At 61.3% G+C, this 12,554-nt stretch carries 6 protein-coding genes; all 6 read right to left on the bottom strand.

Annotated elements, in window-relative coordinates:
* Positions 1-16: 16 nt before the first annotated feature.
* On the bottom strand, positions 17-763 hold the full coding sequence (locus AOA62_RS07250; RefSeq protein ID WP_017135063.1) for an SDR family oxidoreductase: 747 nt from the start codon (positions 761-763) through the stop codon (positions 17-19).
* Positions 764-817: 54 nt separating this feature from the next.
* Positions 818-2,914: a bifunctional diguanylate cyclase/phosphodiesterase gene (locus tag AOA62_RS07245; RefSeq protein ID WP_017135062.1), complete on the bottom strand. Its 2,097-nt coding sequence runs from the start codon at positions 2,912-2,914 to the stop codon at positions 818-820.
* Between the two features lie 416 nt (positions 2,915-3,330).
* A complete protein-coding gene (locus AOA62_RS07240) occupies positions 3,331-4,743 on the bottom strand; it encodes an efflux transporter outer membrane subunit (RefSeq protein WP_099548272.1) in 1,413 nt (470 codons plus the stop codon).
* 122 nt (positions 4,744-4,865) lie between these two features.
* The gene (locus tag AOA62_RS07235; protein WP_099548270.1) at positions 4,866-7,973 is read right to left on the bottom strand and encodes an efflux RND transporter permease subunit; all 3,108 of its coding nucleotides are present in this window, start codon (positions 7,971-7,973) and stop codon (positions 4,866-4,868) included.
* A complete protein-coding gene (locus tag AOA62_RS07230; protein ID WP_017135060.1) occupies positions 7,970-11,071 on the bottom strand; it encodes an MdtB/MuxB family multidrug efflux RND transporter permease subunit in 3,102 nt (1,033 codons plus the stop codon). The genes AOA62_RS07235 and AOA62_RS07230 overlap by 4 nt, the downstream gene beginning before the upstream one ends.
* Entirely contained in the window at positions 11,068-12,372 is a 1,305-nt protein-coding gene (locus tag AOA62_RS07225) for an MdtA/MuxA family multidrug efflux RND transporter periplasmic adaptor subunit (protein WP_099548268.1), read from the bottom strand. Before AOA62_RS07225 ends, AOA62_RS07230 begins: the two co-directional genes overlap by 4 nt.
* Positions 12,373-12,554: the final 182 nt, after the last annotated feature.

Here is a 12,554-nt window from a genome sequence, read left to right as displayed (position 1 = left end):
GACTGGCGCTAAAGACTCAACGGCCACCGCCCAAATCCAGAAAAGTGCCAGTGGTATACGAAGCCTTGTCCGACAACAACCAGATAATCGCCTCCGCCACTTCATCCGGGCGCCCGCCACGGGCCATGGGGATGCCGGACTCCAGCTTGCTGACTCGGTCCGGGTCGCCGCTCAGGGCATGGAAGTCGGTAAAGATGTAGCCAGGGCGCACCGCGTTGACACGGATCCCTTCACCCGCCACCTCTTTGGACAGGCCGATGGTGAAGGTGTCCAGCGCGCCCTTGGACGCGGCATAGTCGACATATTCGCCCGGCGAACCCAGGCGCGCGGCTACCGACGACACGTTGACGATGCTGCCGCCCTGCCCGCCATGCCTGGGCGACATGCGCAGCACCGCTTGCTTGGCACACAGGATCGGCCCCAGCACATTGGTCTTCATGATTTTGAGGATGCGGAACTCGGACATTTCATCGACCCGCGACTTGTGCCCCACGGTGCCGGCGTTGTTGACCAGTGCCGTCACGCGCCCAAGCTCGGCATCAACGCGATTGAACAATGCGATCACTTCATCCTCGATGCTGACATCGGCCCGCACCGCAATGGCCTGTGCACCCAAGGCGCGCACCTGGTCCAGCACACGCTGGGCCGCTGCCTCATCAGACTGGTAGTTGATGCAAATGCGGTAGCCCTGGCGTGCAGCCAGCAAGGCCGTCTCAGCGCCGATACCACGGCTGCCTCCAGTGATAATGACGACTTTGTCCATGCGTGCGGTCTCCTGAATAAACCAACAGTTCAAGGTTGGATCCAAGAATACCCGTCATCCACGGCTTTTGTCAGGCGCCAAGGCGTCTTCGGCGCGCTGGATATCGGCCATGAACCCCTCGGCCGGCAATGGGTGACCCAGCAGGTAGCCTTGCAGCGCGTTGCACCCCAGCCGGGTGAGGAAACTTTGCTGCACATCGGTCTCCACGCCTTCGGCGACAATGCGCAGCCCTAGCGCCTGGCCGAGGGCGACAATGGCCGAGACGATGGCGGCGTCGTCGCTGTCGTGTTCAAGGTCGCGCACAAACCCGCGGTCGATCTTCAGCTCGTTGGCGGGCAACCGTTTGAGGTACATCAGGCTCGAATAACCGGTGCCGAAGTCGTCGATGGACAGGTCCACGCCCATGTCCGACAGTTGCTGCAGCACCGTCATGCTCGCATCGGCATCGCTCATGGCAGTGGTTTCGGTGATTTCCAGGGTCAGGCTGTTGGCCGGCAAGCGGTGACGCTCCAGCGCCTGCGCGACACTTTTAACCAACCCTGCATGGCAGAACTGCAACGCCGACAGGTTGACTGCAATGCGCCAGTCTTCATAACCCTGCGCGTACCAGACAGCCATCTGGCGGCAAGCCTCGTTGAGCACCCACTCGCCGATGGGAATAATCAACCCGGTTTTTTCCGCCAGCTCGATGAACATCGCCGGCAACAACAGCCCCTGTTGCGGGTGCTCCCAACGCAACAACGCTTCGGCGCCGACCGCAATACCGCTGAGCGCGTCGAACTTGGGCTGGTAGTACAGGCGGAACTGTTGGTGCTCAACGGCGTTGCGCAGGTCCTGCAACAACTGCAGCTGTTTACGCGCATTGGTGTTCATCGACACATCAAAGAAGCTGTAACCGTTCTTGCCCATGCCCTTGGCGTGGTACATGGCGGCATCAGCGTTCATCAGCAGTTCCTGAGGGTTAACGCCGTTACCGGGGAACATGGCAATGCCGATGCTCGCGGAAATCTTCAGTTCATGCTCGGCTACCTTGAACGTACGGTTGATCAAGCCAACCTGGCGCTCGGCCAAGCCCATGGCGTCGTCCGGCTGGGTCAACTGCACCAGCAGCACAAACTCATCGCCACCGATGCGCGCCAAGGTGTCCTGGCTGCGCAGGTCCTCGCGCAGACGCAAACCCACCTCGCGCAGCAATTGGTCACCCATGTGGTGGCCAAATGCATCATTGACCGGCTTGAAACCGTCCAGGTCGATAAACATCAACGCAAAACAACCACCCTGCTCCCTGACCGCCTGTATGGCTTGTTGAATGCGGTCGGCGAGCAAGGTGCGATTAGGCAGCCCGGTGAGCATGTCATGCAGGGCCAGATGGGTGAGTTCCTGGTTGGCCAGGGTCAGTGAGTCTGCGAGCACGGCAGTGCGGGCTTCAAGCCGGGCGTCGAGCAATGAGGTCAATAACGCGATGATCAAGACCGCCAGCGAAGTGACCAGCACCAGGTTATCCAGGCCCTTGCCACTCAGGCCCGTCAGCGCGGCGCCGCAGAAACTGTTGTCATCAAAACGCGCGGCAGCCATGCCGGTGTAGTGCATACCGACGATCGCAATGCCCATCACCACCGCGGCGCCACCCCGCGCCAGGCGTACGTAAGGCGTGTTGCGCCGCAAGTTGAAAGCGATCCACAAGGCCGCGCCGGACGCCAGCACGGCGATCAACAATGAGGCGCCAAACAGGCCGGGGTCGTAATCGATGCCCGGGGTCATGCGCATCGCGGCCATGCCGGTGTAGTGCATGCAGGCAATACCAGCCCCCATCACCAACGCGCCAAATGCCAACTGCCAAGCCGGCAGACGTGGCTGGCTGACCAGCCACAGTGCAAAGCCACTGGATAACACGGCGATCAATAACGACAGCGCGGTGATACCCAGGTCAAACCCGAGGGCAAAGGGCAGGCGCAACGCCAGCATGCCGATAAAGTGCATGGACCAAACGCCCACGCCCATGGCCAATGCCCCGCCGGTCATCCACATGTACGCTGCGCGGCCCCTGGCGGTCGCAATACGGCCGGCCAAGTCCAGCGCGGTATAGGACGCCAGGATCGCGACGCACAGGGAGATGACGACCAGAGAGGGGGAATAACTACCGATCAGCATGGGACTTCTCAAGACTGACGGGCCTGAAAACGCCCGTGCCAAGTGGCAAAGCCGGCGATTGTAGCGAGAATAATTATTGTCGGTTTGATTAATTATCACGGGGCCATTAGTGGCATTTTGACGCCAATCTACTGACCTTGAAATGCCACCTGCTTCAGCCCGCTGAGCAGGATCATCTGCTTGAAAATCAGGCCGTGGGCGATTGAACAGGCGCGGGCGGATTTTGATCAGCAATGTGCCGAGGAGTAACAAGTGCGGGCTGTTGTGGCGAGGGTGCTTGCTCCCGCTAGGGTGCGCAGCGCCCGCAAGTTTTATGGGGCTGCTGCGCAGCCCAGCGGGAGCACGCTCCCTCGCCACAGTGACAGTGCCCAGCCTTGATTGGGAAGGTGCTTGAGTTGTTTTTAAAAGCTACCCAGTCACTGCTTCTCAGCCAAAGACGTCTGCCCGTCCCAGCCGCCACCCAACGCCGCAATCAACTGCACACTTGCCACCAACCGCGTCTGCAACAGGGTCAAGACCGTGCGCTCATTGCTCAACGCAGTGGCCTGCACCGTCACCACATCCAGGTAGGCGATCAACCCGGCCTTGTACTGATTCTGCGTCAAGCGCAGGGACTCACGCGCGGCCTCCAGGGCTTCATTGCTGACCACCGCCTCATCTTCCAGCACCTTCAACTGCACCATATAGTTTTCCACTTCGCGGAAACCATCCAGTACGGTCTGGCGGTACTTGGCCACCGTCTCGTCATAAGACGCCACACTACGGTCGACCTCAGCCGAACGCTGCCCACCGTCAAACAAGGTCATCGCAAGCTTGGGCCCCACCGACCAGAACCGGTTCGGCAAACTGATCCAATCAGCATAGGTGCTGCTGGAGTACCCGCCCGCCAGGCTCAAGGTCAGGTCCGGGTAATAAGCCGCCTTGGCCACACCGATATTCGCGTTGGCCGCAATCACTGAGCGCTCCGCCGACGCAATGTCCGGGCGCCGCTCCAGCAATTGCGATGGCACACTCAGCGGAATCTGCGGCAAGGCAGGTATGTCTTTGCTCACCGCCAGATTGAAGTTGGCCGGCGCTTCGCCGATCAACACTGCGATGGCGTTTTCCAACTGCGCACGCTGCCAGATCAAGTCGATCAAACTGGCCTGGGTCGTCTTCAGTTGGGTCTGTGCCTGAGCAATCGCGGCTTTGTCGGAAACCCCCGCCCGGTACTGGTTTTCAGTCATCTTCAGGGAGCGCTGATAAGTCTCCAGCGTGGCCTGCAGCAAACGTGTCTGCTCGTCCATCACGCGCAGTTGCAGATAGTCCTGCACCAACTCCGACTGCTGGCTCAAACGCATCGCCGCCAGATCCGCGGAACTGGCCTCAGCCGTCGCCTCATTCGCTTCAAGACCACGGCGCAACTTGCCCCACACATCGGCCTCCCAACTCACGCCCAACTGGGTATTGAGCGTGTCACGAATACCACTGCTGGAACTGCTGAGGCTGGCGTTACTGCTGCCGGTGCCCTGACTGGCACGGGTTTTACCGGCACTGAAGTCCACCATTGGGAAAAACGCCCCGCGTGCGCTGCGCACCTGGGCCTGGGCCTGGCGAAAGCGCGCTTCGGCCTGGGCCACGGTTTGGTTGGAATTGTTAAGGCGCGTGACCAGCTCGTTAAGTTGACGGTCACCGTACAACTCCCACCAGGCGCCACGGGCCAGGGAATCGCTTGGGTTGGCCTGACGCCAGCCCTGGGCTTGCTTGAACTGCGCGGGTTCGACCACCTCCGGGCGCTTGTAATCCGGGCCGATGGCGCAGGCGCTGAGCAAGGCGCCGCACAACAGCATCGTTACCCCCTTCACACCCTTGCCGATACGTGTGGCGTGGCGAGGTCGACTGTCTGGGGCCGCTGCGCAGCCCAGCGGGAGCAAGCTCCCTCGCCACAGTGTCTGGGCATTCGTTGAATCGGTCATAGCGCAGTATCCAAGGCAGCATCGGTACGCACGCCACGCCAGGCGTTGAAGCGATGGCGCGCGCGGTCAAGATAAAGGTAAACCACCGGAGTGGTGTAAAGGGTCAGGATCTGGCTGAACACCAGCCCACCGATAATGGTCAGGCCCAGCGGCTGGCGCATTTCGGCGCCATCGCCGGAACCGAGCAGCAACGGCAAGGCGCCGAGGATGGCGGCGAGCGTGGTCATCAAAATCGGCCGCAGGCGCAACAGGCAGGCGCTGCGGATCGACTCCAACGGGCTCATGCCATCGTGGCGCTCCAGCTGCAGCGCCAGGTCAATCATCAGGATCGCATTCTTCTTCACCACGCCGATCAGCAGGAACAGACCGAGCAAGGATATCAGGCTGAATTCACCGCCCAGCAGGTAGATCGACAGCAGCGCGCCGACACCGGCCGACGGCAAGGTCGACAGGATGGTCAGCGGGTGAATATAGCTTTCATACAGAATGCCCAACACCAGGTACACCGCCACCAGCGCGCCAAGAATCATGAACGGCTGGCCCTTCTGGGTCGCCGCAAACGCATCGGCGGTGCCGGCCATCTTGGCGATCACGTCTTCGGGCAAACCGACCTTGGCAATCGCCCGCTCGATAGCGGCCGTGCCCTGCTCCACCGTTACGCCGGGCGACATGTCGAAGGCAATATTTTCCGAGGCAAACTGGCCTTCATGGCTGACACGGTCGTCGGCCAGGCTGTTTTCGTAATGGGCAATGGTCGACAACGGCACCCGCGCGCCCGTGGAGGTGATCACCTGCATCTGGTTCAGGGTGATCGGGTCCTGGGCGTATTTCGGGTTGACCTCCATCACCACCTGATACTGGTTGAGGCTGTCATAGATAGTAGAAATCTGCCGCTGACTGTAGGCGTTGTTCAACACCGAGGTGACCATGCTCATGTCGATGCCCAGGCGCTTGGCCTGGTCGCGGTCGACCACCAGCGTCACCTGCGCCGCACCGCGACCTTCGCGGGCGTCGATGGCGGTCAGCTCCGGTAGCTCGCGCATGGCAGCGACCACTTTCGGGTACCACAAGCGCAACGCAGCCAGGTCGCCGCTTTGCAGGATGTAGGAGTATTGGGCGCTGGTCTGGTCACGGCTGCCACCAAATTGCAGGTCCTGGTCGGCCATCAGGAACAGCCGTCCGCCCGGCACCAGCGGCACTTCCTTGCGCAGACGCTCGATCACTGCCTGGGCCGAGAGCTTGCGTTCGGCAATCGGCTTGAGGCGCACCAGCATCACCGCATTGTTAGTGCCATTGTTGCCACCGATAAAGCCGGCCACGCTGAGCACCGCCGGGTCTTTGAGGACCGCCTTGCGGAAGGTTTCCATTTTTGGCTGCATCACATTGAACGACAGCCCATCATCGCCGCGCACAAAACCGATCAACTGCCCGGTGTCCTGCTGCGGCATGAAGGTTTTCGGCACCACCACGTACAGCGCGATGTTCACGCCCACGGTGATCAACAGGCTCAGCAGGGTCAGGCGGCGATGGCGCAGCACCCAGTCCAGGCTGGTGGCGTAGGCTGCAACCATGCGGTCGTTGACCTTCTGGCTCCAGCGCTGCAAACCGGTCATGTGCCCTTTGACGTGCGGTTTGAGCCAGCGCGCGCAGAGCATCGGGGTCAAGGTCAGCGAGACGATCAGCGACACTATGATCGCCGCCGACAAGGTGATGGAAAACTCACGGAACAGGTTGGTGACGATGCCGCCCATAAACAGGATGGACAGGAACACCGCCACCAGCGACACGTTCATCGACAGCAAGGTAAAGCCCACTTCCTGGGCGCCCAGGTACGCCGCCTTCATCGGCGGCACACCGTCGTCGATATGCCGGGAAATGTTTTCCAGCACCACGATGGCGTCGTCCACCACCAGGCCGGTGGCCAGGATCAACGCCATCAGCGAAAAATTGTTCAACGAAAAACCAAACAGGTACATCACCGCAAAGGTGCCGACCAGCGACACCGGCACCGCCAGGGTCGGGATCAACGAAGCGCGGAAGTTACCCAGGAACAGGTACACCACCAGCACCACCAGGGCCACGGCAATCAGCAGGGTCATCTCGGCTTCATGCAGGGTCGCGGTGATCACCGGCGAACGGTCCATGGCCAGGTTGAGCTTGACGCTGGACGGCAGCACCGCCTGCAACGCCGGCAACTGGGCCTTGATCTGCCGGACGGTCTCGATAATGTTGGCGCCGGACTGGCGGTTGATGACCAGCAGCACCGCCGAATCATTGTTGAAGAAGCCGCTGTTGTAGCGGTCTTCCACGCCATCGCTGATCTTGGCGACATCCCCCAGGCGCAAGGCCGCGCCGTTCTGGTAGCGGATCAGCAGCGGCTCGTAGTCCTTGGCCTTTTCCAGCTGGTCATTGGCCTGGATCTGCCAGTTACGCTCGCTGTCTTCCAGGGAGCCCTTGGGCCGCCGCTGGTTGGCATTGGCGATGGTATTGCGCACATCGTCCAGGGCCACGCCATATTGGTCCAAGGCCTTGGGTTCCAACTCGATGCGCACTGCCGGCAAGGAGCTGCCACCGATCTGCACTTCGCCTACCCCCGGCACCTGGGACAGGCTTTGCGAAAGAATGGTGGAGGCCAGGTCGTACAGTTCGCCCTTTTGCAACACGTCGGAGGTCAGTGACAACACCATGATCGGTGCCTGGGACGGGTTGATCTTCTTGTAGGTCGGCATGCTGCGCATGCCACTGGGCAGCAGGTTGCGCGATGCATTGATGGCCGCCTGCACTTCCCGCGCCGCACCGTTGATATCACGGTCGGAGTCGAATGCCAGAATCACCCGCGTAGAGCCCTGGCTCGACGAACTGCTCATGGTGGTGATGCCGGCAATCGCGCCGAATGAGCGTTCCAGCGGCGTCGCCACGGTAGACGCCATGACCTCGGGGCTGGCGCCGGGCAAACTGGCCGACACCACGATCACCGGGAAGTCGATCTGCGGCAACGGCGACACCGGCAGCAAGTTGAAGCTCACGCCACCGAGCAACATAATCGCCAGGCTCAGCAGCATGGTGGCTACTGGCCGGCGAATGAAAGGTCCGGACAGGTTCATGACTCAGCCGGCTCCAGGCTTTGTGGCTCTTTGCGCCAGCGACGGCCCAGGCGGTCGAAATACAGGTAGATCACCGGCGTAGTGAACAGCGTCAGCACCTGGCTCACCAGCAGGCCGCCGACCATCACCAGGCCCAGCGGTTGGCGCAACTCCGCGCCGGAACCCGTGGCCAGCATCAATGGCACCGCACCAAACAAGGCGGCCAGGGTGGTCATCAAAATCGGCCGAAAACGCAGCAACGCCGCCTGATAAATTGCCGTTTGCGGGTCCAGGCCCTGGTTGCGTTCGGCGTCGAGGGCAAAGTCGATCATCATGATCGCGTTCTTTTTGACGATACCGATCAGCAGGATAATGCCGATGATCGCGATCATGCCCAGGTCATTGCCACTGAGCAGCAACGCGAGCAAAGCGCCGACTGCGGCGGATGGCAACGTGGAGAGAATCGTGATCGGGTGAATGTAACTCTCATACAACACGCCGAGCACGATGTACATGGTCACCACCGCCGCCAGGATCAGCAGCAAAGTGCTCGACAGCGAGGCTTCGAACGCCTGGGCCGCGCCCTGGAACTGGGTCTGCACGCCCACCGGCATGCCGATGTCCTTCTGGGTCTGGTTGATCAGCTCCACGCCTTTGCCCAGCGCGACGCCAGGGGCCAGGTTGAACGACATCATCACCGCCGGAAACTGGCCGATATGCGCGATTGCCAGTTGCGCCTGACGCTGTTCCACATGCGCCAGGCTCGACAACCGCACCTGGCCGCCGTCGGTGGTTTTCACATGGATCTGGTTGAGCGCTGCAGGCCCCAGGGTTTCACCAGACTGGGCCTGCAATACCACACGGTACTGGCTGGCCTGGGTGTAGATGGTGGAAATCTGCCGCTGGCCGAAAGCGTCATAGAGTGCGTCGGTGATGGTTGACACACTCACGCCCAGCCGCGAGGCGGCGTCACGGTCGATCACCAGGAACACTTGCAGGCCCTTGTCCTGCAGGTCGCTGGCCACATCGGTGAGTTCCGGCAACTGGCGCAAGGCGTGCACCAGCTTGTCGCTCCACAGCGCCAGCAGGTCGGCGTCCGGCGAGGACATGCTGAACTGGTACTGGGTGCGGCTCACGCGGTCTTCAATGGTCAGGTCCTGCACCGGCTGCATGAACAGGCGAATGCCCACCAGCTTGTCGATCTGCGGTTGCAGGCGCGTGATGACCTGGGCCGCGCTCACGTCGCGCAGGCCGTGGGCCTTGAGGTTGATCAGCAAACGGCCGCTATTGAGAGTGGCGTTATCACCATCCACACCGATATAGGACGACAGGCTTTCAACCGATGGGTCGGCCAGGATCACCTTGGCCAATTCCTGCTGGCGCTGGCTCATGGCGGCAAACGAAATCGACTGCGGTGCTTCCGATATGCCCTGGATCACCCCGGTATCCTGTACCGGGAAAAAGCCCTTGGGCACCACCAGGTACAGCACCACGGTTAGGCCCAAGGTGGCGATGGCCACCAGCAGGGTCAACGGCTGGTGCTTGAGCACCCACTGCAATTTGCGCCCGTAGGCTTCGATCAACCAATCGATCCAGGCGCCGCTGGCCTTGTAGAAACGACCTTGTTCTTCTTCCTTGGGTTCGCGCTTGAGCAAGCGCGCGCACATCATCGGCGTCAGGGTCAGGGACACCACCAGGGAAATCAGGATCGCCACCGCCAGGGTGATGGCAAATTCGCGGAACAGCCGCCCGACCACATCGGCCATGAACAGCAGCGGAATGAGTACCGCGATCAGCGACAGGGTCAGGGAAATCAGGGTGAACCCGATTTGCTTGGCGCCCTTGAGCGCCGCCGCCATGGGCGTCTCGCCTTCCTCGATGTAGCGCGAGATGTTCTCCAGCATCACGATGGCATCGTCCACCACAAACCCGGTGGCGATGGTCAGGGCCATCAGCGTCAGGTTGTTGATGGAGAAGCCTGCCAGGTACATCACGCCAAAGGTGCCCACCAGCGACAGCGGCACGGCGATCGACGGAATGATCGTGGCACTGACCCGGCGCAGGAACAGGAACGTCACCATCACCACCAGGGCAATGGCGATCAGCAATTCGTGCTGTACGTCTTTCACCGAGGCCCGAATGGTCTGGGTACGGTCGGTAAGCACCGTCACATCCAGGCCCGCCGGCAGGTTATCGGTGATGCTCGGCAGCAGCGCCTTGATACGGTCCACTACCTCGATCACGTTGGCGCCGGGCTGGCGCTGGATGTTGAGCAGCACGGCCTGGTTTTCATTGGCCCAGGCAGCGAGGCGCTCGTTTTCGGCGCCGTCGACGATCTGTGCCACGTCTTTGAGGCGCAGCGGCGCACCATTGTTGTAGGCCAATATGAGTTCGGCGTATTGCTCGGGCGAGACCAACTGGTCGTTGGCATCGAGCATCGATACCCGTGTGGGGCCGTCAAAGTTACCCTTGGGCTGGTTGACGTTGGAGGCGGCGATCAGGGTGCGCACGTCCGACAGGTTCAAGCCGTTGGCCGCCAGGGCCTCGGGGTTGACCTTGATACGCACGGCCTGGCGCTGGCCACCGGCGATGCTGACCATGCCGACGCCGCTGATCTGGGCAATTTTTTGCGCCATACGCGTGTCAACCAAGTCGTTGAGCTTGGGCAGCAACATGGTCTTGGAGGTAATTGCCAGGGTCAGCACCGGGGTATCTGCCGGGTTGACCTTGTTGTACACCGGCGGCGCCGGCAAATCCTTGGGCAACAGGTTGGTCGCGGCGTTGATCGCGGCCTGCACCTGTTGCTCGGCGACATCCATGTTGATGTCGAGGTTAAAGCGCAGGGTCAGCACCGAGGCGCCGCCCGAACTGGTCGACGCCATCTGTGTGAGGCCGGGCATTTGCCCGAACTGACGCTCCAGCGGCGCAGTCACCGCGCTGGTCATCACGTCCGGGCTGGCGCCGGGGTACAGGGTCATCACCCGGATGGTCGGGTAGTCCACCTGGGGCAAGGCCGAGACCGGCAACAAACGGTAAGAAATAATGCCGGCCAGAACAATGGCCAGCATGCTCAGCGTGGTGGCAACCGGGCGAAGGATAAACAGTCGCGACAGGTTCATGAACCGACCTTTTGCGCCTTGCCGGCGTTAGCGCCGGTCTCCCCTTTCGCCGCAGGCTTGCCTTGCAGGTGTTCGGTCGGCGTGGTCGGCACTTCGCTGCTGTCGTTGACCACTTCAATGTCGCTGCCGTCCTTGAGGCGATCAGTGCCTTCCAGGACCACGCGGTCACCGGCCACCAGGCCTTCCTTGATGACGGTGTTATCGCCATCGGTATCACCGACCACCAACGGCTGCATCTTGACCTTTTTGTCACCGTCGAGCTTGTAGACGAAGGTGCCGCTGTTACCGAACTGGATCGCCGCGGACGGCGCCAGCACCACGTTGTGCAAGGTGTCGGCCAACAGGTGCACGTTAACGAACTGGTTGGGGAACAGGGCCTGGTCCTTGTTATCGAAACGGCCTTTGAATTTGAGTGTGCCGGTGGTCACGTCGATCTGGTTGTCCAGGCTCTGCAACACGCCGACCGCCTGCTGCTTCACGTCGCCACGGTCCCAGGCTTCCACGGGCAGCTTGTTGCCGGCGTGGTAACGGGTGAGTACGGTATCGAGGGTGTTTTCCGGCAGCGTGAAGACCACGCTGATCGGCTGGGTCTGGGTGATCACCGCCAGGAAGGTGGTGTCGTTGGCCGCCACCAGGTTACCGACGTCAACCTGACGCAGGCCGACGCGGCCGCTGATCGGCGCGCGGATCTTGGTGAATTCGAGGTTGAGCTTGGCGTCGTCTACCGCGCCCTGGTTGGTCTTGACCGTGCCTTGGTACTGCATGACCAGGGCTTCGGCGGTGTCCAGGGTCTGTTTGGCGATACTGTCCTGGGCATACAGGTCACGGTAACGCTGCACGTCAACCTGGGCGTTTTTCAGTTGGGCCTGGTTCTGCAAGAGCGTGCCTTGGGCCTGGAGCAAGGCGTTCTGGTAGCTACGCGGGTCGATCTCCGCGAGCAGGTCGCCTGCCTTGACCATCTGACCCTCTTCAAACGCGATCTTGACCAGCTCACCACCCACCCGGCTGCGTACATTAATGGTGTTGAGCGCGGTCACCGTGCCCAAGGCCTTGTAGTACACCGGGAACTCGCCCAGTACCGCTGGCGCTACGCGCACCGGGATCGGGCCGGTGGCCCCCCCGAAACCTGGGCGCGCCATCCCCGTCTTGCCGGTATGCCCGGCCGGTTTCTGCGCGCTGGCATCTGTATGGCCTGCGGGCCAGAATTTCCAGCACAGGCCGGCGATAACCAACAGCACGAGCAGGCCGAACAGCCAGCGGCGGGAATTGCGGGGGGAGGATTGCATGGAGTGATCAACCATTGGGCGCGAGAGCTTCTTCTTTGGGAGGCTGAAAGATAAGCACTGGGGCGCATTAAGAAAAGCGCCTTTACCGGCTATTTACCTTGGATTACAACTTTTAACTTCTGAGCTTAGTCCGTTGGCTATTTCGCTAAGCGTTTGAGCCGCAAATAAAAACGGCCTGGACTAGGCCAGGCCGCAAT

It is taken from the genome of Pseudomonas sp. 2995-3, from assembly GCF_002742565.1.
In the GTDB taxonomy this organism is placed as follows: Bacteria; Pseudomonadota; Gammaproteobacteria; order Pseudomonadales; family Pseudomonadaceae; genus Aquipseudomonas; species Aquipseudomonas edaphica.
Note: the sequence above shows the minus strand (reverse complement) of the source record. Positions and strands in the feature narration are given on the sequence as shown.

Bases quoted from the DNA above. Each gene is read 5' to 3' on its own strand.
- AOA62_RS07250 (WP_017135063.1), bottom strand. From the start codon at position 763: ATGGACAAAGTCGTCATTATCACTGGAGGCAGCCGTGGTATCGGCGCT.
- AOA62_RS07245 (WP_017135062.1), bottom strand. From the start codon at position 2,914: ATGCTGATCGGTAGTTATTCCCCCTCTCTGGTCGTCATCTCCCTGTGC.
- AOA62_RS07240 (WP_099548272.1), bottom strand. From the start codon at position 4,743: ATGCTGTTGTGCGGCGCCTTGCTCAGCGCCTGCGCCATCGGCCCGGAT.
- AOA62_RS07235 (WP_099548270.1), bottom strand. From the start codon at position 7,973: ATGAACCTGTCCGGACCTTTCATTCGCCGGCCAGTAGCCACCATGCTG.
- AOA62_RS07230 (WP_017135060.1), bottom strand. From the start codon at position 11,071: ATGAACCTGTCGCGACTGTTTATCCTTCGCCCGGTTGCCACCACGCTG.
- AOA62_RS07225 (WP_099548268.1), bottom strand. From the start codon at position 12,372: ATGGTTGATCACTCCATGCAATCCTCCCCCCGCAATTCCCGCCGCTGG.